This window comes from Sanguibacter gelidistatuariae, assembly GCF_900096585.1.
Lineage (GTDB): Bacteria > Actinomycetota > Actinomycetes > Actinomycetales > Cellulomonadaceae > Sanguibacter > Sanguibacter gelidistatuariae.
The window spans coordinates 23,213-45,460 of sequence record NZ_FMYH01000011.1 but is presented as its reverse complement, the minus strand read 5'-3'; the positions used below and the strand labels follow the sequence as shown (position 1 = coordinate 45,460).

Genomic DNA, 22,248 nt, shown 5'->3' with positions numbered 1-22,248 from the left:
GTGCCTCGCTTCTCTCGCCTGCGAACCTGGCCAGCTCAGGCCGAGCATCTCATGGTGACCAGGAGCACACCCACCGGGCCGTCGGTCGCTCAGGCCCCTCTCAGGCGCAGGAGCAGAGACTGGTGTGATGCACACAGGACACGCGTCAAAGCGCCTCCTCACGGGGTGGGGCGCGACCAGCCCGAGCGCCGCGACGGTGCTCCCGGCCGGAACCGACGCCGAACTCTCCGGGCTCCTGGCCACCGCGGGCCCCCGTGGGGTGATCGCTCGCGGCCTTGGGCGCAGCTATGGTGACGCGGCCCAGAACAGCGGCGGCGTCGTCGTCGACATGACCACCCGGAACCGGGTCCTGTCGGTCGACACCCAGACCGCGCTCGTCGAGGTCGAGGCGGGTGCAAGTCTCGACCAGCTGATGCGGCTCCTTCTGCCCTTGGGACTCTTCGTGCCGGTGACTCCCGGAACGCGACAGGTGACGGTCGGGGGCGCGATCGCCGCAGACATCCATGGCAAGAACCATCACGTCGACGGCAGCCTCGGACGCCATATCCTCTCCCTCGACCTGCTCGTCGCCGACGGCACCATCCATCACCTCACCCCGGAGTCCCCCGTGTTCTGGGCCACCGTGGGGGGCATGGGCCTGACCGGCCTCATCGTGCGCGCGACCCTGCGGATGAAACGGGTCGAGTCGGCCTACTGCGTCGTCGACACCGAGAGGTGCACGAATGTCGACGACCTGCTCGAGCGGATGGCGGCGACCGACGACCGCTACACGTACTCCGTCGCCTGGATCGACTGTCTCGCCCACGGGTTGTCCTTGGGTCGGTCCGTCCTGACCCGGGGCTCATCGGCACCATTGGAGCAGCTGCCCGCGCAGCTGCGCGACCATGCCCTCGACTTTCGGCCAAGACAGCTCGCGACCGCGCCCCCCGTCTTCCCGAGCGGACTGCTGAACCGCGCGACGGTGGCTGTGTTCAACGAGGCCTGGTACCACAAGGCACCGCGAGAGCGACGCGGTGAGATCCAGTCGATAGCCGCGTTCTTCCACCCGTTGGACGGCGTCGCCCGGTGGAACCGCATCTACGGCCCCCGCGGCTTCCTCCAGTACCAGTTCGTCGTGCCCTTCGGCGCCGAGGAGACTCTTCGCCGCTGCCTCGAGATGCTCAGCCACGCCGGTCAGGCCTCGTTCCTGGCCGTGCTCAAGCGCTTCGGTCCAGCAGGCAGAGGCCATCTGTCGTTTCCCGTCCCGGGCTGGACCCTCGCCCTCGACATACCAGTCGGCGCACCGATCCTGAACCGCCTGTTGAACCGCCTGGACGAGGAGGTGATGGCCGCCGGCGGGCGACACTACCTCGCCAAGGACTCCCGGCTGCCGGCCGACGCGATCGCCCAGATGTACCCGCGCCTCGACGAGTGGCGCGCCATCGTCAGGAACACCAACCCGGACCGGGTGTTCACCTCGGATCTCGCCAGGAGGCTAGAGCTATGAAGGACTCGCTCGGCAACGTGCAAAGGGTGCTTGTCCTCGGCGGCACCTCCGACATCGCGCTGGCGACGGTCACCGCGCTCACCCGCGATCGACCCGGCGTGCGCATCACGCTCGCCGCCCGCCCCGGCGACCGCCGGACCGCCGCGGTCGCCTCCCTGGTCACCGTTGGTCTCCTCGTCACCGAGGTGGACTTCGAGGCCACCGACCGGACGTCGTACGAGCGCGCCATCGCGTCCGTCTTCGACGCCGGACCGGACGTCGACGTCGTCATCGTGGCGTTCGGACTGCTCGGAGACCAGGAGCACGCGTGGCAGGACATCGACGCTGCCCTCGAGCTGGCCCAGGTCAACTACACGGCGGCGGTCGGCTGTGGTGTGCTGGTCGGCCAACGCCTGCGAGCGCAGGGCCACGGCGCCATCGTCGCGATGTCGTCCGTCGCCGCGGAGCTCCCCAGACGGTCCAACTTCCTCTACGGGTCCACCAAGGCCGGTATGGACGCGTTCTACACCGGCCTGGGCGACGCTCTTGCCAGCGACGGCGTCCAGGTCCTCGTCGTCCGCCCGGGATTCGTCCGGACGAAGATGACCGCCGGGCTCGACGCCGCGCCGCTCTCCCAGGTACCTGAACAGGTCGCGGACATCATCGTGGCGGGCCTGCGGGCAGGACGACGAACGGTGTGGGCGCCCTCCGCGTTGCGGTGGGTCATGAGCGGGCTACGGCACCTGCCGGGTCCGGTGTTCAGGCGACTTCCGATCTGATCACCCGTCTCTGTTCACCCGTCGGCAGCGAGCCGGTAGCCGGTGCCGCGGACCGTCTCGATCGCCTGCCGTCCGAACGGGAGGTCGATCTTGCGGCGCAGGTAGCCGACGTACACCTCGACGACGTTGGGGTCACCCTCGTATGCGGAGTCCCAGACGCCCGCCAGGATCTCGGTCTTGCTGACCACGTCGCCTCGGTGTCGCATCAAGAACTCGAGCAGCCCGAACTCGCGAGGCGTCACCGAGATCTCGACCTCGCCCCGGGCGACGCGATGCCGGGCCGGGTCGAGGGTGAGGTCCCCGGCCACGAACACGACGGGGCGCTCCGGTGCCCCGCGGCGCGCCAGTGCCCGGAGCCGGGCGACGAGGACGATGAAGGAGAAGGGTTTTGTCAGGTAGTCGTCCGCGCCGAGGTCGAACGCGTCGGCCTGGTCGTACTCCCCGTCCTTTGCCGTGAGCATCAGGACGGGGGTCCACACCCCGCGCCGGCGTAGCTCTTCGACGACCCGGTACCCGGACAGCTGGGGCAGCATGATATCGAGCACGATCACGTCGTAGGGGTTCTCGGACGCGGCCCACAGACCGTCGACGCCGTTGTGGACGATGTCCACGCTCATGCCCTCCGCAGCGAGCGCGCGCTGAACCGTCTCGGCCAGGCGCACCTCGTCCTCGACCACCAGCACCTTCATCGTCGACGTCCCTCCGTCGGGTTGTCTCGCTACCCGCTGATCCTGCCACCCACGGTCTCTCAGCGTCCTCTTCGCATCCGACGACCATGGTGTCCCTATGCGAACACGACACTCGGTTGGGCACCCAGCCCACCCTTCCAGCACCTCACTCTGGGGTCCGGCGATGACCGCCGCGCCGCACGCGCCGACGGGTCAGCCCACGCGGTCGTCGCGCCTGGCGGTCTGGGACGTCGACCGCACGCTGACCACCTCGGACACGTTGCTGCCGTTTCTGCGGGCTGTCCTCGGTCCACGTGCCCTAGCCCTGATCCTTCGGGGCGCTGCGCTCGCCGTCGTGCGCCGTGGTGGCGGCCGGGCCGAGTTCAAGGACGCGCTCCTGCGGGGCGCCCTGGCGGGCTGGTCCGAGGTGGAGCTCGAGGCGCTCGCCCTCCGGTACGCGCAGTCCGTGCTCGAGACCGGCTGCCGACCAGACTCGCTGTCGCGCTGGGCGTGGCATCAGCGCTGCGGTGATGTGCTCGCGCTGGCGTCCGCCTCCCCCGGGGTGTACGTGCGGCCGCTGGGAGCCCTGCTTGGCGCGGATCACGTCGTGGCGACCGAGCTGGAGTGCACGGCTGGCCACCTGACCGGGGCGCGGTCCACGCTCAACTGCCGCGGCCCGGAAAAGGCCCGGCGGGTCAACGACCTCATCGCCGACGTGCGGCCCGCGTCGGTGTGGGCGTACGGCGACAGCCGCAGCGACCTGGCGACCCTGGCCCTGGCCCTGGCGGACGTCCCGGTCCGCATCCGCGCCTACCGACGCCTGACCACACCACCTCACGCCTTCGCGGCGATGCGCGCCGTCCAGGTCGCCACCTCAGGAGTTGAGCCATGACGAGCCCCAGCACCGTGCTCCCCGCACCGCTCCCCGACGACCCGAACAGCCCGCTCACACCACCGCCACCCCGTCGCAAGACCCGGTCGCCGAGGCGGCGACGGTGGACGCGCGTGGTCGTGGCGATCCTGGTGCTGGTGTTCCTCGCCGTGGGCACCTCCTACGCCCGCGCGCTCACCTACCCAGGCAGCGCGACCTGGCAAGAACGATCGGTCGAGTGGGTGCGCGACCACGGCGGCAACTCGGTCGTGAACTCCATCGAGAACTGGTACTACACCCGGCACGCCCCCACCAACGCTTCCCCCAGCGCCGCGGCCCTACCCGCCTGGGCACAGGGATCCAGGCTGTCTGTGGTGGCTTCGCACCCGAGCGCCGCCGGCGGCGGACCTGCCGCCATCCGCGCGCTGCCTGGCGCGACCGCTCTCGCGGGCGAAGGGACCTGGGTATCGGGCCGGGTGGACGCGGCAGGGTCCCCGGCCGTCTACACCACCATCTTCCAGCCCGATCCCGCGCATGCGAGCGTCGTCGCTGCGGCGGCCTGGATGCGCAGCAGCGACACCACAGCGCACCTGGTCGCCGGGACCCTGCAACCCGACGGCCACTCGTGGCCGGGCAACGCACAGGTTGCCCCGGCCGACGTGCCCGCGCTGGTGGCCACGTTCAACTCCGGCTGGAAGGTGAAGGACATCAGAGGTGGCTTCTATCTCGACGGTCGCACCGGAGCACGGCTGGTCGACGGTGAAGCGTCCGCCGTGATCGACGACCAGGGCCACATCAGCGTCGGACAGTGGGGACGCGACTTCACCATGAGCTCCCATGTCCGTGCCGTGCGGCAGAACCTTCAGCTGGTCGTGGACGCCGGCGCACCCGTCGATGGGCTGACAGCCAACGGCAACGGGCGGTGGGGTAACTCCAAGAACCAGCTCCAGTACACCGCGAGGTCGGGCCTGGGTGTCACCGCCTCGGGCGATCTGGTCTACATCGCCGGCACGGCGATGAACCTGCAGACCCTCGCCACCGCGATGGTCGACGCCGGGATCGTGCGCGGCATGGAGCTAGACATCCACTCCAACCTGCAGTCCTTCGCGACGTGGACGCCGTCCGCGAGCGCCACCACGATGACTCCGGTCAAGCTGCTGCCCAGCATGCAGCGACCGGCCGACCGGTACCTCGCGCCCGACCAGCGCGACTTCTTCTACCTCACCCTGCGCTGACGGCACCGCCCAACACCCCCAGGAGCCGACATGACTCACACCAGTTCCGCACCGGCGACGACGCCTCGCCCTCTGATCTCGGGCGCCTCGACCGGCTCGCCCAAACCCGTGGTCCATCCCACCCTGTCCGCGCTGGTCGAGACCGCACGGCCGCGCCAGTGGCTGAAGAACGTGCTCGTGTTCGCGGCCCCAGGAGCGGCCGGCGTGCTAGTGGTCCCGGCTACTGCTGCGGCGGCGGTGTTGGCGGCAATCGTCCTGACCGTGGCGTCGGCAGGCATCTACTTCGTCAACGACGCCAAGGACGTCGCCTCCGACCGGCGCCACCCGACAAAGGCACTACGGCCCGTGGCCTCCGGCCGCATCGCACCTGCCACCGCCTATGCCGTCGGCCTGGGCCTGTCCGTTTTCGCCCTGGTCGCGGCCCTCCCTCTCGGTCTGACCTTCGTGGCCGTCGTGGCAACGTACCTGGCCTTGACCCTCAGCTACAGCGCCTGGCTCAAGCGTCAGCCGGTGATCGACATCATGGCCGTCGCCTCGGGCTTCGTCCTGAGGGCGATAGCGGGAGCTGTCGCGACCGGGGTCGTCCTGTCCAGCTGGTTCCTGCTCGTGGCGCTGTTCGGGTCGCTGTTCCTGGTCACCGCCAAACGCGTCGCCGAACAGATGCACCCCACCGGCACCACCACGACGCGAGCCGTCCTTGACGGGTACCCCCAGTCGTGGCTGCAGCAGGTCCTCACCCTGTCGTTGACCGGCACCGTCCTGGCCTACGCGACCTGGGCATTCCAGTACGTCGGATCCGACGTCGCCATGCCCGCCCTGGCACTGTCCGTCGTGCCGTTCCTGGCGATCCTGCTGCGCTACAGCCTGCTCGTGGCCCTCGGCGACGGCGAGGCCCCCGAGCGGCTGCTCACCTCCGACCGGTTCCTGCTCGTGGCCGGTGCGGTCTGGGCCGCGCTGGTCGGCTGCGCTCTCTACCTGGCATAGACCATGACGACGCACACCCAGGCTGCGACATCGTCATGGTCAGGACGTCCGAGCGAGCTGGTGCGATTCGCCATCACCGGTCTCGCCGCCTACGCGGCCGACGTCGTCGTCTTCAATGTCTCTCTGCTCGTGCTGCGCATCGACCCCCTCGCTGCCAAGGCGCTGTCTTCCGTCGTCGGGATCACCGTCGCGTACGTCGGGAGCCGCTACTACACCTGGCCGGCCGGGCCGCGGACCGGCACGAGACGAGCCGTCGTGACGTTCGTCGCTATCAGCATCGCGGCGGCTGCGGTCCAGGTGCTCTGCCTGTGGGCAACTCACCACCTGCTGGGCCTGACCTCGCCGCTCGCGGACAACCTCTCGGCGAACGTGCTCGGCATGGGCGCCGCGACCGTCTTGCGGTACTGGGCGTTCCGGCGGTTCGTCTTCTCGCCGCTGGCGGTCGACAAGCGGGACCGCCCAGGTCGACCCATCGAACGGTGACATGGCGGAGATCCTCGACGGAATTCGACGACCCCTACGCGCCTGTGCTCTGGACCTGGCTCCCCGGATCGTGAGCTGTCGATGACGTTCTCTCCCTGGTGTGAGCCGTTGGCGGTGCATGGCCCGACCAACGGCTCGACCTGAGCAGGGACGCACTGGCCGACGTCAATAATCGCGCCTAGTGTCAAGTTATGTCGGCTGCTGCGCAAGCACTCCACTCCCCTCACGTATTGCGCGAGTACGCCATGATTGCCGACGGGGAACGTGCCGCACTGATCGGGCCCCATGGGGATGTGGCTTGGATGTGTGTACCTCGCTGGGACAGCGAGGCGGTCTTTTCCTCCCTGATTGGTGGCGGCGGCAGGTTCGCGGTGACCCCCGTCGGCTCTCGGTACGTCTGGGGCGGCAGCTACGAGGACGGGACGCTGATCTGGACGAGCCGCTGGGTCACCACAGATGGGATTGTCGAATGCCGGGAGGCACTCGCACAGCCGGCAGATGAGCATCGGGCGGTGCTGTTGCGTCGGCTGCGTGCGGTGTCCGGTCTGGCCACGATGAACGTGGTCCTTGAGGTGGGCGCGGGGTTCGGCAGGCACGGGATGACACGGCTGAAGTGTGAGGACGGGGTCTGGACGGGCCGCAGCGGAAACCTGTATCTACGTCTGGCCGGGGCCTCGGAGGCCACGGTCCACGGTGGCGCCCTGCACCTGCATCTCGACCTGCCGGCCGGCACAGATCATGACCTCGTCCTGGAACTGGCCGACCAACCGCTCGCCTCGGCTCCGGTGGCCGTGGACGCAGCGTGGTCCGGAACCGAGCGCAGCTGGAAAGACTCCGTCCCTCAGCTGTTGGACACTACGGCCCCCGACGACGCCCGCCAGTCCTATGCCGTATTGCGCGGCATGACCGGCACCAGCGGCGCCATGGTGGCGGCGGCGACGTTGGGTCTGCCCGAGCGCGCCCAAGAGCAACGCAATTACGACTACCGCTACGCCTGGATCCGCGACCAGTGCTACGCCGGTCAAGCCATCGCCGCATGCGGGCCCTACCCCCTGCTCGATGATGCCGTGCGGTTCATCACCAGCCGACTCCTCGACGACGGGCCGAGCCTGAAACCAGCCTATTCGGTCACCGGGGGGCGGGTTCCGGACGAAGCTGATCTCAATCTGGTCGGATATCCGGGTGGTTCCGCGAGAACAGGAAACTGGGTCAACAACCAATTCCAGCTGGACACTTTCGGCGAGACATTGCTGCTCTTCGCCGCTGCTGCCAGTCACGACCGGTTGGACCTGCAGAACTGGCGGGCGGCAGAGGCTGCGGTCCAGGCCATCATCGATCGCTGGCAGGAACCGGATGCCGGCATCTGGGAGCTCAACAACGACACCTGGGCGCATTCGCGGCTGATCTGTGCGGCGGGCCTGCGCGCAGTCGCCGCGCACGCCCCCGCCGCCCAAGGCGCGCAATGGACGTCGCTGGCAGACAACATCGTCGCCGATACGGCCCGAAGCTGCCTGCACCCCAGTGGCCGCTGGCAACGCAGCCCCAGTGATGACCGGGTGGACGCGGCACTGCTCCTGCCCACCCTGCGAGGCGCGATACCGATACACGACCCGCGCAGCCTGGCAACAGTGGCTGCGGTCCGGGCCGACCTGGGCCGCGAGGGGTATGTATACCGGTTCAGCCAGGACGCACGGCCCTTGGCGCAGACGGAGGGGGCGTTCCTTCTGTGCGGCTTCAACATGGCCATGGCCGTCCACCAACAAGGCGATGAGACTGAGGCGATGCACTGGTTCGAACGCAATCGGGCCGCGTGCTCCACCACGGGACTGTTCACCGAAGAATACGACGTCGAACAGCGCCAGCTCCGCGGCAATTTTCCGCAGGCATTCGTCCATGCCGCGATGCTCGAGACCGCTGGCCGGCTCGCCACGCCGCCGGCTCCGGACGACCGGGCCTAGACCCAAGGAGGACCGATGAAGACAGTTCACCAGGTCGTTGTCGTGACCGGGGCCAGCGGTGGGATCGGCCGAGCCACGGCCATCGCCTTTGGCCGTCGCGGTGCCACGGTTGTCCTGTTGGCGCGGGGCCAGGCAGGACTCGACGGTGCCGCAGCGGAGGTGGAGGCGGCCGGAGGCACGGCGTTGACGGTGCCGGTGGACATGTCGGACTCCGCGGAGGTGGATGCAGCAGCGGATCACGTAGAGAGGACCGTGGGCCCCATCGACGTGTGGGTCAATGTAGCCTTCGCCTCCGTCTTCGCCCCCTTCACGCAGATCACACCCGAGGAGTTCGCGCGGGTCACCGGCGTCTCCTATCTTGGGTACGTCTACGGCACGATGGCCGCCCTGAAGCGGATGCGCACCCGCAACCGGGGCACGATCGTCCAGGTCGGCTCGGCCCTCGCCTACCGCGGCATACCGCTGCAGAGCGCCTACTGCGGTGCCAAGCATGCCATCCAAGGATTCAATGAGTCTTTGCGGTGTGAACTGCTCCACGAGCACAGCGGTATCCGCACCACGATGGTGCAGATGCCTGCGGTGAACACACCCCAGTTCTCCTGGACCCTCTCCCGGCTCCCCAAAAAGGCCCAACCGGTACCCCCCATCTATCAACCCGAAGTGGCGGCCCGCGCCGTCGTCTATGCCGCCGATCACCCGCAACGGCGTGAATATTGGGTGGGCGGCAGCACCGCCGCAACCTTGTTGGCCAACGCAGTATTCCCTGGGCTCTTGGATGCATACCTGGCCCGCACAGGTTTCGCCTCACAGCAGACAAGCGAACAGCGCCCGGCGGACCAACCGACCAACTTATGGAAACCAGCAGATGCTGCAGTTGATTTTGGAACCCACGGCGCATTTGATAACCGCTCCACGTCACGTAGCACCCAGCTGTGGGCATCGCACCATCACGGGCTCCTTGCGGTGGGAACCGCCTCGGGTCTCTTGGGACTCGCGGCTGGGGCCGGGGTCCTCCTTGGACGCTGGGGGCAACGATGAGACCACTCGAGGCCATCCGGTGCCTGTTCGGGTTGTGTCAAATGATCCGACCCCAGTTTCTCTACCGGGTCGCCACCGGCACCCTGCCGACTCCGGGTGCAGTCCTGCTCATACGAGTTCTCGGTGCCAGGAACCTCCTGCAGGCCCTGCTGTTGGCACGGGCAGGGAGGACTCTGCGTCGTTGCGGTGCGATCGTCGACCTCACCCATGCCGGAACCATGGTCGCCCTGGCCTCCGGGGATCGGCGTTGGCGCAAGCCGGCCGGAATCGACGCTTTCCTGGCCTCAACTTTCGCCGCACTGGAAGCCCGATGACTCAGCTATCACACGTCAGAGCGCAGGAGTTCGAGCCGGACGAACTTGTCCATGTGATTGACCGGATGGTGCGCAACGTTGAGACGGGTCGCTTTGAACGCTCCCTCGCGGCACTCACGGCCGCTGGGGCGTTGGTGACAGCGGCCGAAATATTCTTTGAACATGACAAGGCCAGCTTCGGCAACAGATGGATGTGGCTGCCGGTCATCTTGGGACCGGTCGGAGCCGCGGCGGGTGTGGCTGGGGTCTGCAGCAAGCGGATGGCGAAAACCGCATTGCCCCTCGCCTCGGCCGTCATTGTCGCCAACGGACTTCAGGGAACCTATCTGCACGCCCGTGGAATCGCTCAGAAACCTGGTGGCTTCTCAAACCTGCGCTACAACATGGAAATGGGCCCCCCTCTGCTCGCCCCACTGCTGGTGACCCTGGTCGGCGGCATGGGATTGCTAGCGGCCGTGCTGCGGCGGGAACGATGAGTGCGCTCCCTCTGCCTGCCAGCGACGGCGGCGGCCGGTTTCCCGGCATGAGCGCCACCGGCCAAGTCAGGCACTGGGACACCACGACCTCGGCCGTCGTCATGGCCCGCCTGGGACCGCCGGGGGATGTGCGCTTCTTTACCCCTGCCGAGGAGGCCACGGCGGATGCGCTTTTCAATCAGCTGTTGGATCAGCACGAAGAACCCCGTGTCCCGGTGGTTGCTCTGGTGGACGCCCGGCTGGCACGACAAGATACCGACGGCTGGCACTACGAGGGCATGCCCATCGACCCTGAAGCGTGGCGCCGCACGCTCGCTGGCTTGGATGAGGATGCCCGAATGAGATGCGGCTGCCTCCTGGCCGAAGCAACCTGGCCGCAGCAGGCACGGCTCTTGCAGAGCATCCAGAACCTCGGACCAACGCCATGGCGCGGGATGCCAGCCACCCAGGTCTGGAGCCTGTGGACCCGTTACGCCTGCTCAGCGTTCTACTCCCATCCCTGGGCCTGGGATGAAATCGGTTTTGCCGGGCCGGCCTATCCGCGCGGCTACAAGAACATGGGCCTGAACTCCGTCGAGCCCTTCGAAGTCCGTGACGCCCACCCCACCGATGACCCGACGCGAGGGAAGGAGGGGCACCGATGAGTACAGTGCGCTCGCGCAACGAATCGGCATGGTTGCTCCCGAGCGGTCCGGGCATCAACCACGGCCTACGTGACCACATGCGCCACTTTGCCGACGATGTCGAAGTGGACATCGTCATCGTCGGCTGCGGCGCAGGAGGATCCATCCTGTTGCAGCGCCTAGCACGGGCCGGCTGGCGGGCCGTGGCGATGGATGCCGGCCCCTTCTGGGATCCAGAACACGACTGGGTCAGCGATGAGGCCGGCTCCCACCACCTGTTCTGGAACGAGCCCCGCGTCATCGCCGGGACCGACCCCGTACCACTGGGTTCGAACAATTCCGGCCGTGGCGTGGGAGGTTCCATGGTCCACTATGCCGGCTACGTGCCCAGGCTCCATCCCAGCGACTTCCACACCATGACCTTGGACGGCGTGGGCGCGGACTGGCCCCTCCACTACGAAGACCTCAAGCACTACTACCAGGACATCGAGGAAGAACTCCCCGTCGCCGGGGAGCGCTGGCCCTGGGGTGATCCGCACGGCTACCCTCACCGCCCCCATCCCGTGTCAGGAAATGGCGAGCTCTTTCTGCGTGGGGCCCTAGCCTTGGGCATCACGGCCAAGGTCGGGCCAGTGGCCATCACCAACGGCCGATTCGGCAACCGGCCCCACTGCATCTACCGCGGCTTCTGCCTCCAAGGGTGCAAGGTCAACGCCAAGGCATCACCCCTGATCACCCACATCCCCGATGCCTTGGCCCACGGCGCCGACATTCGCCCCGATTCCATGGTGACCCGGATCGACATCGACCAACGGACCGGGCAGGCCACCGGAGTGCACTACGTTCACCGTGGCGTGGCCCATTTTCAGCGCGCCCGCATGGTCGCCGTCGCCGGCTACTCCATCGAAACACCGCGCCTGCTGCTCAACTCCACCTCGGCACGGTTTCCCGACGGGCTCTGCAACGATTTTGACCAGGTCGGCCGTTATCTCATGGTTCAGGGCGCACCACAGACGGCCGGACGCTTCGATGCCGAGGTGCGGATGTGGAAGGGACCACCGCCGGAGGTCAGCAGCGAGGAATTCTACGAAACCGACCCGACGAAGCCGTACAAGCGTGGCTTCTCGATCCAGACGGTGTCGCCGCTTCCCATCACCTGGGCCGAACACGTCATGGCCCAGGGGCACTGGGGCACTGCACTGCGCAGCTACATGAGCGACTACGTCCACTGGGCGTGTCTCGGTGCCTTGTGCGAGTTCCTCCCGCAGGCCGAGAACCGGGTCACCTTGGCGGACGAGAAGGACCGGCATGGACTGCCCGTGGCCCGCTTCAGCTATTCCCAGTGCGAGAACGACCGCGCCCTCATGCGAGCTGCGCAGGAGAAGATGGAACTCATCCTCACCGCGGCCGGCGCCGACGAAGTCATCACCATCGATCGCTACGCCCACCTGGTCGGCGGAGCACGCATGGCCGAGGACGAACAGCACGGCGTTGTCGACGCGGACTGCCGCAGCTTCTCCGTCTCCAATCTGCTCATCACAGACGGCAGTGTGCTGCCCACCCAGGGCAGCGCCAATCCCGCCCTGACCATCATGGCCGTCGCGGCCCGCGCCGCCGACCGCCTTGTCAACAGGGGGTGACCCAGGGCCTCGTCAGGCAACACCCCGGGCCACCGCCGTTTCCGGCAGTGGCCCGATCGAGGGGGCGCGGAGTCCCGGCAGGCTTGTCCCGCACCTCAGGTACGGCTACGCACCTCCCGCGACCTCGTGGCGATCTCCTCGCCCAGCGTGGGCAGCGCCAGGACAAGCTCCAGAACCGTGCGAGCGGTGCGCTGGACCTCACCGAGGGTGATCCCGTCCGGGCGGGCGAGTGAATCGAGCAGGGACGACGCCGCAGTCGCGTCAAAGGTGCCGCTGGCGTGGTCCAACCAGCCGCCGGGCATGAAGACGTCGACCTGCGCGCGGACGCGGTAGGCGTCGTCGGACACGGCGGGGAAGTCCGGGTCGACCGCGCGCTGCATCCACCAGTCGGTGATGACCGTTCCCTCGAAGTCCCACTCCTCGCGCAGGATCCTCGTGCACAGCTCGTCGTTGTAGTGCGACCAGACGCCATTGATCTTGTTGTACGACGTCATGAGCGTGTGCGGGCGCGCCTGGGTGAGGCAGATCTGGAAGCCGCGCAGGTAGATCTCCCGCAGAGCCCTCTCGGAGACCCTCGAGTCGTTGAGGTTCCGGTTGGTCTCCTGGTTGTTGCACGCGAAGTGCTTGGGGCAGGCCGCCACGCCCGCCTCCTGGACGCCAGCCACGACTGCGGCCGCGATCAGGCCGGTGACCAACGGGTCCTCGGAGAAGTACTCGAAGTTGCGCCCGCACAGGGGATCACGGTGAATGTTCATCCCCGGGCTGAGCAGCACGTGGGTGCCCTTGCGGACCATCTCCGCACCGTGGCGGGCCGCGAGACGACGCACGAGCGGGGCGTTCCACGTCGAGGCGAGGGCCGCCCCGCACGGCAGGAGCGAAGCGTAGGCGGACAGCCGGATGCCGGAGGGGCCGTCCGTCGTCGTGATGGGAGGCACGCCCTTGGCGCGCAATGAGGCGGTGATGCCGCCGAACACGCCGGCGTTGCCGGGCGCCCCGAGCGGGCTGTCCATGACGAGGTCGCCCCGGGTGAGCGCCTCGAGGTCCTCGTGGGAGAGCTGGGCGATGAACGCGTCGAGCGTCGCTGCGCCCTCCGCGACGTCGCCGAGCATGATGTCCTGGTCGCCGGTCGGCTCGAGCGCCGGGACCTGGCGTCCCTGGATCCGCTCGCGCCGTGAGGCCTGGCGCGTGGGGACGTCCTCCCAGCCGACGACGGCGCGACCGGCGTCGTCGCGGTCGAGCGTCATCCGCTGGAAGGCGTTCTCGATGGCGGGCGCGCACGCCTCGCTCAGCTGCTCGACGACGCGCAGCTCACCGAGCGCGAAGGATGCGACCTCCGTCGCCGAGCGCACGTCGGTGCCGACGAAGACCGTGTACTCCCCCGCTTCGAGGACGTACGCGGACCGGTGACCGGTCACCCCGGAGTCGTCGTAGGAGGCCAACGACGCGATCGGGAAGGTCAGGTGCAGCGTCTCGCTCTCCCCCGGGGCGAGCTGGCGCGACTTCGCGACAGTGGCTAGCGACCGAGCCGGCTTGCCGAGCTGGCCGTCGGGCGCCCGGACGTACACCTGGACGACCTCGGCCCCCGGGTGCTCCGTCCCGGCGTTGCTCACGCGCGCGGTGACCGTGACGTCCTCGTCGCCGACATCGGCCGTGGCCGCGACGTCGAGCGTGGAGTACCCGAGGCCGAACCCGAAGGGGAAGAGCACGGCGTCGGGGGCGAAGGTCTCGAAGTACCGGTAGCCGACGTAGATGTCCTCGGCGTAGACGTTGTGCTCGAGCCCGCCGAAGTTCGGCGCGCTCGGGTAGTCGGCGTAGTGGCGGGCGATGGTGTCGGTCAGCCGCCCGCCGGGCACCCGGACCCCGGTGAGGACGTCGGCGATGGCCCGCGCGCCCTCCATGCCGCCCTGCCAGGCGTAGAGGACCGACGAGATCTTGTCGCCGTACTCCTCCAGCCAGGCGAGGTCGATGACATTCCCGCAGTCGAGCACGACGACCGTGTGCACAAACTCTGCGGTGACCGAGTCGAGGAGCGCGCGCTCGTCGTCGGTGAGGTAGTAGCTGCCCTTGTCGAGGGTGTTCTCCCGCGCCTCCCCCGCTGCGCGTCCGATGACGACGACGGCGACGTCCGTGCGCGCGGCGGTGGCCCGGACGGCCTCGCGCTCAAGGGGCATCTCCTCGAAGTAGCGCGGCCAGTTGGCCCAGGTGCCCTCGTCGGGCGGGTTCTCCTCGCACCAGCGGGTGTAGGTCGCGGCGAGCTCGGCGTCGACGGTGACCCGGCCGCCGTCGCGCAGCGCGTCGAGAAGGTTCCAGGAGTATGGGGCGTTGACGTCTCCACCCGAGCCGTAGCCGACCGCGAAGTAGTCGATCTGGACCCGCCCGAAGAGCGCGACACGCGCGCTCTCCCGCAGCGGGAGGGTCTCGTCATTGCGGAGCAGGACCGCCCCGTCGGCAGCGGACTCCCGGCATAGCGCGGCGAGCTCAGGGTCGACGAAGGTGTCGGTGTCGACCAGGCCGGTGGACGCCTGCGCCAGCTCCTGCTCGCCTGCTGAGAGCGACGGGGTCGTGCTGTCCGAGTTCATCAGGTGGTTCTCCAAAGTCTTCGGGTCGTGCTGGGGCGGTGCACATGGTGGGGGCATGGGCGCGTCTGCCGCGCGTTTGGTGTCGACCGAACGATACCGAACAGACTGGGTGACGTTCGTACACGTGGGTGCCAAGTCGCCCATGGGGAGGCGCGCGACGACCCACGCTGCCATGCACGAGCCAGCGGCCAGCCGCGGCGTGACACTTCTTTGCGCGCTGCATGTGCGCGTGCACGTGGGAGGTCGACCTTGCCCGCGGCCGTGCGGTGCCCCGCTTCTTCCCCAAGATGCTCCAGCAGCCCGTTCCCCTCCTCCCACCGCAACGCTGATGAGCCCTCAAAGGCGGCCGGCCGAACTACTCAACAAGCCCCGACAGCCTCATCGCCGTCAGCCAGGTGATCGCAATCGAGTTCCATACCATCGCCGCAGCCAACAACTACTGGCGCACCTGAATTTAGCCGGGGTGGGCGTCGTCGCTGCTAAGCCCGGACTCAGGAGGTCTCGGTCACCCCACTGAGGTGCGCATTCTTCTCGTCACGCCACGAGAGCCAGTCTTCGACGCCCGAGATGTCATAGTCGGGACCCGAGATCCCGATCGTGAACATCGTCGCGCCGAGGTCGTGGAGCAATTCGACGTCGGCCGGCGAACTCTTGCCGATCTCGGTCGAGATCTCGATCTCTGCCACGTCTCGCCCTACGGCCCGTCCGTGTTCAGCCAGGATGCCGAGCTTGCGCTCGAGGGTCGCCGCGTCGCTGAAGCTGTGCCAGATGTCGGCGTGCTTCGCCACGATCCGCAGCGTCTTCTTCTCTCCGCCCCCACCGATGAGGACGGGGATCTTGCGGGTGGGAGGCGGGTTGAGCCGGCTCCACCGGTCTTCGATCACAGGCATGCTCGCTGCGAGCGCGTCGAGGCGCCCTCCCGCGGTTCCGAACTCGTAGCCATACTCGTCGTAGTCGCGCTCGAACCAGCCGGAGCCGATTCCGAAGATGAATCGGCCCGTGCCGCCCTTGGCGCTGATGTGGTCGATCGTGCGAGCCATGTCGGCCTGCAGGTTGGCGTTGCGGTAGCTGTTGCAGTTGACGAGCGCTCCGAGTTCGACGCTGCTCGTCTGCTCAGCGAGCGCTGCGAGCATGGTCCAAGACTCGAAGTGCAGTCCATCCGGCTCTCCGGAGAGCGGGTAGAAGTGGTCCCAGTTGAAGAGGATGTCGACGCCGAGGGCTTCCAGAGCCGCGGCCGTGTCGCGGATCTTCTCGTAGGGGGCATGTTGAGGTGCGATCTGCACCCCGATGCGCACGGGACGCGGCACGCTGGCGGGACTGGCCATTGTTGACTCCGATCAAAGATGGTCCTCGCCGGGACGGGCGCAGGGCAGGGCAGGGCACGCGGAGACAGTCTCATGAAAACGGTCTCGTGCGCGTCCCGGCCTCGAAGCCTAAGCCATCTGTTGGTCGCGCTCTCGGAGGCCCCACCGCATCAGTCTCAGATACGACGACGGGGCTCACCGACGTAGCCATCGGGCGGCCGGCAATCGCTACTTTGCCGCGCGCGCCGCGGTCTCGACGGCGACGACCGCCGCCTCGACGCCGGAGCTCCACGGAGCGCCATGGCCCGGCAGCACCCACTTCGCACCTGTGCCCACGATGCCTCGCAGTGACGTGATCGCCCGATCCGGTTCGTCGGTGAACGGCGCGGGCTGGGGTCCCTTCTTGCCGGTGAGCACGTGGCGAGTCGTGAGGCCGTCGCCCACGAACACGGCGTCGGCAACGGGGACGTAGACCGCGATGCTGCCCTCGGAATGCCCAGGCAGCCCGATGATCTGGGGGGCGCCTGGAAGGTCGAGCGTCTCGCCGTCGTGCACTTCGACGACCTCGGTGAGCCAAGCCGTGCGCATCCCGCCCTTGCGGAGCGCGTATGCCATGAAACCCAGCAATGGACCCAGTCTCATCGACTGCTTTGTGTTCGCAGGCTTCGGACCGCCCTTCGCCCGGCCGGCATCGCTTGCGTGCACGTAGACGGGAACCCCGTGGTCACGCCGCAGCCGTTCGGCGAATCCGACGTGGTCAGAATCGCCGTGTGTCAGGACCACGCCTTTGACGTCGTCGAGCGTGCGCCCCATCGACGTGAGTTCGGCGAGCAGCTCGTGCCAATGGCCGGCAAGCCCTGCGTCGATGACGGTCACTCCCTCGGGAGTGACGACGAGGTAGGCGGCGACGATGTCGTTGCCAATGCGGCGGACAGAGGCGTTGAGTTCCATGATGGCCACCATACTTAGCCGCTCAGTTCTACGCAGACACTGACCTTCCGGTGCCGGGCGGCGACCACCAGCATGTCGTCGACGTTCTCATCCACCGGGCTGCTGCATAGCCCGAGGGCCATCGACAGGTAGCGGCTCGTTACCTCTTCGTGACATACCGCAGCATGTGCTGTACGTTCGAGAGGCTCCACAGAGGCAAGAAGCTCGTGGAGCGCTTGAGCGGCACGTCTAGCCCTGCCACCGCTTGAGGTTTCCGAGAACTCGTTGGCAGGGACGGGGGACCCAGAAGTGGACGCTGAACTCAGCGTCCTTGGGGTGAAGTCGCATGGCCTATCGGCCATCGACCGGGTGTTCTCCTATCCGAACCCGACAGCTAACCTCGCAGGCGTCATGGAGAGAAACTTGAAGACTCAGGTAACCCCTGCCCGCCATCGTGCAGCCCGGCGCCCCATCACGCCCTTGACAGCGCTAGTTCTCAGCACCTCCGAGAACGTGGCCGCCGTACGTCGCCGAACGGTGATTGCTGCGGCATCCTCGGGACTATTCGTCTCGCTGCTAGGCGGAGCACCCGCCTCAGCAGCACCCGTCACCGACTCGGCCGTCAATACCGCGGACGTCGACGCGTTGACTGCCCAAGCACGGGAGGCACTGGATCTCGCACCCGCCGTCACCGTGGCCCCAGACGCATCGTGGACCGTCGAACTCACCGCCGTCTCAGTCACACCCGCACCCGAGCCGGTGCCCGAGCCTGCCCGGGCCTCACCCGCCACCTCACGTGCGGCCGAACGCACCGCGACCCCGTCTGGATCGAGCTCGACCGCGATCTCGCCAACAGATGCCTCAGCAGAGGTGTCCCTTCCCGCCTCGGCATCAGGAAGTGCGATCATCGAAGCGGCCAGCCGCTACATCGGGGTCCCCTATGTCTGGGGAGGGTCCACCCCCAGCGGATTCGACTGCTCCGGCTTCACCTCCTACGTCTATGCCCAGGTCGGTATCGCCATCCCTCGCACCTCAGGGGAGCAGCGAGCAGCGGGCACGGTAGTTTCGCGAGACCAGGCGCAGCCCGGAGACCTCATCTTCTCCCCCGGCCACATCGGGATCTACGCCGGCGGCAACACGATGATCGACTCATCCCTGCCCGGGACGACCATCCAGTTCCGCGAGATCTGGCAGTCCAACCCGACCTTCGTGCGAATGACCTAGGAAAGAGCGCGCAGGCGCCTCGCCGGCGGCCGCCGGCGACTCCAAGCACTGTTCCAGTCGACAGAGAACTCACAGCGACCACTCTCTATCGGCCGTGGGAGCGTCTTCGTCACGAGTGACAGTCCACGGCTCGGACTTCCCGGTGATCCCGGTCGTTCGACGTCGTACGACGTGGAGGATGCCGAGCGCGCACGCCGCTGAGGTGACCTCGCCGGCGGCGAGGGCGATCCAGATCCCCGTCGGGCCGGTCGTGCCGAGGAAAAGAACGAGTGGGATCTTGAGGGCGACGAGCGTGCCGATCGAGATGAGGTACGACGGACGGGCATGTCCGAGCGACTGGAAGTAGGCCGAGATCAGCGGTGCGATACCGGCGGCAGCCACCCCGATGGCGATGATGCGCAGGGCCTGCGAGCCGGCGTCGATGGTCTGAGGGTCCGTCACGAACAACGACACCAGTGGGTCGGCGAGGACCGCGACGATGACGGCGGCGGCGACGCTGTACAGGACCGTGGCGCGCAGGCTCAGGGTGCGAGCACGGTCGACACGTCCGAGGAGTCCTGCGCCCGCGTTGTAGCCCACGATCGGCTGCAGTCCCTGGCTGATCCCGGACTGAGGCATCGTGACGAACGTCTGCAGACGCGCGCAGATCGCGAACGCGGCCAGGGCGGTCGCTCCGCCCGTGCGAGAGAGCGTGACGTTGACAAGCACGGCGAGCACAGTCGTACCGATGCCTGCGAGGAACGAGGGGGACCCGACAGCGAGGATGGCGACCAAGGTGGACCGGTGCGGTCGCAGGTCCGCCCATCGGATGCGATACGGCCGGCGGCGTTGGACGAAGAAGAACCAGATGCTCATGAGAGCGGAGACGGTCTGCCCTCCGACGGTTCCGAGAGCCGCTCCCTTGACACCGAGACCGAATCCGAAGATGAGCACGGGGTCGAGGGTCATCTGCACGATGATCGGGACGAGCCAGAGCATCGTGGAGAAGAGCATCCTGCCTTCGGCGCGGACCAGACTCGAGAACCCGGTCGAGACGATCGCGCCGGCCAGGATGATGACCGCGTAGTCGTGGGCGTACTCACGGGTCGCCTCCGTAGTGCCCAGCAGGGTCAGCAACGGGTCGAGCAGCAGCAGCCCGGCGACCGTCGTCACGACCGCCGCGACCCAGAACACGAGGAATGAGTTGCCGGCCGCGCGGGCAGCGCGAGCGGGGTCGCCCGCGCCGAGGCTGCGTGAGACGAGCGATGCCCCACCGACGCCGACGGTCGTCGAGACCGCACCCAGACCGAGCAGGATCGGGGCGACGAGATTGACGGCAGCCATCGCGGTCGGTCCGACCCCCCGCGCGACGAACCAGGCATTGGTCAGGGCGTAGATGCCGTAGACACCGACCGAGAGCGTGGTCTGGGAGGAGGTGTTCCAGAGCAGCCGCCCGACCGGGCGGGTGCCGAGGAAGTCCGCGTGCGACGGCCCGGCCTGGGGCGTCGTCATAGAGCTACCTCGACCGACCGAGCAGCGCCATCGCGATGTCGAGCTGCTCGCAGGCCCACCTGTACTGCTCTGGGCCCTGCCCGCGGTATGTAGTCTCCACGAGCATCGTCACGGCGAGCCACAGCGTGTACAGGTGGCGCCGGGTCCGCTCGGCGGGTGTGAGGTCGGTGAGGCCGAACCCTCGCGCGAACGGCGCGGGGTCTGGGAACGAAGGGAGGTCAAGCCCGGTCAGCCCGGCCTCCATCAGCGGGTCACCGAACATCGCCCGTTCGTGGTCGATGATCGCGACGATGCGTCCCTCTCGCATCATCGAGTTCTTCGCCCACAGGTCAACCTCGACGAGGCGAGGGACGAGGACGAGGTCGAGGACGGCGGCGTGGGCGGCGAACAGACCCTCGACGACGTCATAGTCCCAGCCAAGGTCGACGTCGGCATTCTTGCCGTCCGCCAGCACGTCGCCAAACATCGCGGTGGCCGCCTCTCGCCAGGTCGCGAAGCCCGGGCCCGCAAGAGGGCCGAAGTGCGGACCGACGATCTGGTTCAGGTCCTTGTTGAGCGCCCCCAGGTGCTCATGTCCTGCGACCACCACGTCGTCAGGCAGGTCACCGGCTTCGGCCTCGATGCCGAAGCAGAGTGCATCGACATACTCCATGAAGAAGAAGTCCGCGTCGCACAGCTCCGCGGAGAGGTCGACGAAGTCCACCCGCGGGATCGGGACGGTCGACTCGCGCTCGATCAGGGCCATCGCCGCGATCTCGTTGCGCATCATCTGATGCTCGCGCGTCAGCACGGGCACACCCGCCGGAGGCGCGATCTTCAGCACCACCTCTGCGCCGTCGCGCAAGCAGATCCGGTAGACGGCGTTGAAGAGGCCGTATGACAGCTCCGAGGCGAAGGTGTCGCCCTCGGGCACCTGGTCCACCCCGTAGGCACGCTCGATCATCGCCCGCAGCGTGTCCAACGACTGACGATTCTTGGTAAGGCTCTCCATGACTTCTCTTTCACTCGTGGTGCGGGCGCACGACGGCGCCGCCCGGGGGCAATGGCGTGAGGGCATGTGGACCGCAGCTCCCGCGGAGCATGACCGTCACAGGCACCTGCGTCACGGTCGGGCGACGTCGCGGTGACGCGATGCGTGCGGTCAGCCGCTCAACGGCCAGCCGGCCGAGCTCAGCCATGGGCTGCTCGACTGTGGTGATGGGTGGTGCGGACGTTCGGGCTGCGTCGATCCCGTCGAAGCCGGTGAGCACAATGTCCTCTGGTACACGGATCCCGTGGGCCACGAGCACGTCGAGCAGCCCCAGGGCGGTCTCGTCGTTGCAGCACACCAGCGCCCGTGGCAGGGCCTCCCCTTGGCGCGCTGCCTCGACTAGGCTCCGTCCGATCTCGCGCGCCCGGTGCCGGGAGAAGTCGCCTCGGTGCCGAGGGCTCTGGGGCACCTCGATTCCGTGCCGAGACAGCGCGGCGCAGAACCCGCGGAAGCGCTCGTCGTCGTCCGGCGCTCCAGAGCGCCCGGCGACGTAGGCGAGAGTCTCGATCCCATGGTCGTCGATCAGGTGGTCGACCAGCCGTTCCATGCCGTCGGCATTGCCCACCATCACCTGATCGTGCCGGTCGGCCGCCCTCGGTCCGGCGAGCACGACGATCGGGACTCGTCGCGCCACGTGGTCGAGCAGGTCATCAGACAACGTCTCACCGACAACAACGAGGCCGTCGACGCGCCCAGCCATGTTCAGCACCCGCGCCTCGAGGTCCGGCTCGCGGGTCATCGCAACCGTGATCGCCAACCCGGCCTCCCACGCCGCGTACTCTGCCCCGCGAAGGACTTCGCCGAAGTAGATCCCGCCCCACGCGATCGCGCCATCCGGCTCCGGATCGACCTGCACCAGCACCGCGCCGTCCGACACCTCCCGTTCGACCAGGTCGGCACCCGGTCCCACGTCCGGGAGACAGATGCCGATCATGCCCGCCTGACGCGAGGCCAGGCCCCGTGCGGCGGCCGACGGTACGTATCCCAGGTCGTCGATCGCCTCAAGAACCGCCACGCGTGCGGCCGCGGAGACGAAGCCGCTCCGGTTGATGACCCGCGACACGGTCGCCGACGAGACTCCCGCACGACTCGCGACACCGCTGATCGTCGGTAGGCGTTCTCTCATGGCTTCCACTCCCTTGTCGTGGATCACTTC

Annotated in this window: 20 protein-coding genes, 1 pseudogene and 1 riboswitch; of the genes and pseudogenes, 14 read left to right on the top strand and 7 right to left on the bottom strand. The window is 67.9% G+C overall.

Features of this window, described 5'->3' with window-relative positions; translation table 11 throughout:
• Positions 1–127: 127 nt before the first annotated feature.
• Positions 128–1,486, top strand: coding sequence for a decaprenylphosphoryl-beta-D-ribose oxidase (dprE1, locus tag BLQ50_RS17560; protein ID WP_093186619.1), 1,359 nt, complete (start codon positions 128–130; stop codon positions 1,484–1,486).
• Positions 1,483–2,244, top strand: a complete 762-nt coding sequence (gene dprE2 / locus BLQ50_RS17555) for a decaprenylphospho-beta-D-erythro-pentofuranosid-2-ulose 2-reductase (RefSeq protein ID WP_093186617.1) — start codon at positions 1,483–1,485, stop codon at positions 2,242–2,244. Before dprE1 ends, dprE2 begins: the two co-directional genes overlap by 4 nt.
• A 14-nt stretch (positions 2,245–2,258) precedes the next feature.
• On the opposite strand, the gene BLQ50_RS17550 is transcribed toward dprE2, so the two are convergent.
• Complete coding sequence (locus BLQ50_RS17550; RefSeq protein ID WP_093186615.1) at positions 2,259–2,933, bottom strand: response regulator transcription factor; 675 nt, start codon at positions 2,931–2,933, stop codon at positions 2,259–2,261.
• A gap of 163 nt (positions 2,934–3,096) precedes the next feature.
• On the opposite strand from BLQ50_RS17550, the gene BLQ50_RS17545 reads away from it, so the two are divergent.
• The 10 genes from BLQ50_RS17545 (at position 3,097) to BLQ50_RS17505 (ending at position 12,534) form a co-directional block, all read left to right on the top strand.
• On the top strand, positions 3,097–3,804 hold the full coding sequence (locus BLQ50_RS17545) for an HAD-IB family hydrolase (protein WP_175559184.1): 708 nt from the start codon (positions 3,097–3,099) through the stop codon (positions 3,802–3,804).
• The gene (locus tag BLQ50_RS17540) at positions 3,801–5,018 is read left to right on the top strand and encodes a hypothetical protein (RefSeq protein WP_093186610.1); all 1,218 of its coding nucleotides are present in this window, start codon (positions 3,801–3,803) and stop codon (positions 5,016–5,018) included. Before BLQ50_RS17545 ends, BLQ50_RS17540 begins: the two co-directional genes overlap by 4 nt.
• Positions 5,019–5,048: 30 nt before the next feature.
• Positions 5,049–6,002, top strand: coding sequence for a decaprenyl-phosphate phosphoribosyltransferase (locus tag BLQ50_RS17535; protein WP_093186608.1), 954 nt, complete (start codon positions 5,049–5,051; stop codon positions 6,000–6,002).
• A gap of 3 nt (positions 6,003–6,005) precedes the next feature.
• Positions 6,006–6,485 carry a GtrA family protein gene (locus BLQ50_RS17530; RefSeq protein ID WP_093186605.1) on the top strand — a complete coding sequence of 160 codons (480 nt, stop codon included), beginning with the start codon at positions 6,006–6,008 and terminating at the stop codon, positions 6,483–6,485.
• Positions 6,486–6,715: 230 nt separating this feature from the next.
• A complete protein-coding gene (locus BLQ50_RS17525; RefSeq protein ID WP_217629205.1) occupies positions 6,716–8,443 on the top strand; it encodes a glycoside hydrolase family 15 protein in 1,728 nt (575 codons plus the stop codon).
• Positions 8,444–8,458: 15 nt separating this feature from the next.
• Positions 8,459–9,481 (top strand): SDR family oxidoreductase, encoded by a 1,023-nt coding sequence (locus BLQ50_RS17520; RefSeq protein ID WP_093186600.1) that lies wholly within the window; start codon positions 8,459–8,461, stop codon positions 9,479–9,481.
• 41 nt (positions 9,482–9,522) lie between these two features.
• Positions 9,523–9,795, top strand: coding sequence for a hypothetical protein (locus BLQ50_RS18445; protein ID WP_139185869.1), 273 nt, complete (start codon positions 9,523–9,525; stop codon positions 9,793–9,795).
• On the top strand, positions 9,792–10,271 hold the full coding sequence (locus tag BLQ50_RS17515; RefSeq protein ID WP_093186597.1) for a hypothetical protein: 480 nt from the start codon (positions 9,792–9,794) through the stop codon (positions 10,269–10,271). Before BLQ50_RS18445 ends, BLQ50_RS17515 begins: the two co-directional genes overlap by 4 nt.
• A 47-nt stretch (positions 10,272–10,318) precedes the next feature.
• A complete protein-coding gene (locus BLQ50_RS17510; RefSeq protein WP_245701349.1) occupies positions 10,319–10,915 on the top strand; it encodes a gluconate 2-dehydrogenase subunit 3 family protein in 597 nt (198 codons plus the stop codon).
• Positions 10,912–12,534, top strand: coding sequence for a GMC family oxidoreductase (locus tag BLQ50_RS17505; protein WP_093186592.1), 1,623 nt, complete (start codon positions 10,912–10,914; stop codon positions 12,532–12,534). Before BLQ50_RS17510 ends, BLQ50_RS17505 begins: the two co-directional genes overlap by 4 nt.
• 95 nt (positions 12,535–12,629) lie before the next feature.
• On the opposite strand, the gene BLQ50_RS17500 is transcribed toward BLQ50_RS17505, so the two are convergent.
• Entirely contained in the window at positions 12,630–15,113 is a 2,484-nt protein-coding gene (locus BLQ50_RS17500) for a glycoside hydrolase family 3 protein (RefSeq protein ID WP_093186589.1), read from the bottom strand.
• Between the two features lie 356 nt (positions 15,114–15,469).
• On the opposite strand from BLQ50_RS17500, the pseudogene BLQ50_RS19250 reads away from it, so the two are divergent.
• Positions 15,470–15,565: pseudogene (locus BLQ50_RS19250) on the top strand (hexameric tyrosine-coordinated heme protein); the annotation flags it as partial.
• A gap of 39 nt (positions 15,566–15,604) precedes the next feature.
• Here the strand turns inward: BLQ50_RS19250 and BLQ50_RS17490 are convergent.
• Both BLQ50_RS17490 and BLQ50_RS17485 read right to left on the bottom strand, forming a co-directional pair.
• Positions 15,605–16,438 carry an LLM class F420-dependent oxidoreductase gene (locus tag BLQ50_RS17490; protein ID WP_093186586.1) on the bottom strand — a complete coding sequence of 278 codons (834 nt, stop codon included), beginning with the start codon at positions 16,436–16,438 and terminating at the stop codon, positions 15,605–15,607.
• 207 nt (positions 16,439–16,645) lie between these two features.
• Positions 16,646–17,368, bottom strand: a complete 723-nt coding sequence (locus BLQ50_RS17485) for an MBL fold metallo-hydrolase (RefSeq protein ID WP_093186726.1) — start codon at positions 17,366–17,368, stop codon at positions 16,646–16,648.
• 241 nt (positions 17,369–17,609) lie between these two features.
• Positions 17,610–17,771: riboswitch (cyclic di-AMP (ydaO/yuaA leader) on the top strand.
• A 56-nt stretch (positions 17,772–17,827) separates the two neighbouring features.
• Here BLQ50_RS17485 and BLQ50_RS17480 point away from each other — a divergent pair.
• Positions 17,828–18,571: a C40 family peptidase gene (locus BLQ50_RS17480; protein ID WP_342672074.1), complete on the top strand. Its 744-nt coding sequence runs from the start codon at positions 17,828–17,830 to the stop codon at positions 18,569–18,571.
• Positions 18,572–18,640: 69 nt separating this feature from the next.
• Here BLQ50_RS17480 and BLQ50_RS17475 read toward each other — a convergent pair whose 3' ends face one another.
• From BLQ50_RS17475 to BLQ50_RS17465, 3 genes are read right to left on the bottom strand one after another with little or no spacing between them, the layout of a single operon-like run.
• Entirely contained in the window at positions 18,641–20,062 is a 1,422-nt protein-coding gene (locus tag BLQ50_RS17475) for an MATE family efflux transporter (RefSeq protein ID WP_093186584.1), read from the bottom strand.
• A 4-nt stretch (positions 20,063–20,066) separates the two neighbouring features.
• Positions 20,067–21,053 carry a phosphotransferase family protein gene (locus tag BLQ50_RS17470; protein WP_093186580.1) on the bottom strand — a complete coding sequence of 329 codons (987 nt, stop codon included), beginning with the start codon at positions 21,051–21,053 and terminating at the stop codon, positions 20,067–20,069.
• Between the two features lie 10 nt (positions 21,054–21,063).
• Positions 21,064–22,218: a LacI family DNA-binding transcriptional regulator gene (locus tag BLQ50_RS17465; RefSeq protein WP_093186720.1), complete on the bottom strand. Its 1,155-nt coding sequence runs from the start codon at positions 22,216–22,218 to the stop codon at positions 21,064–21,066.
• Between the last annotated feature and the right edge of the window lie 30 nt (positions 22,219–22,248).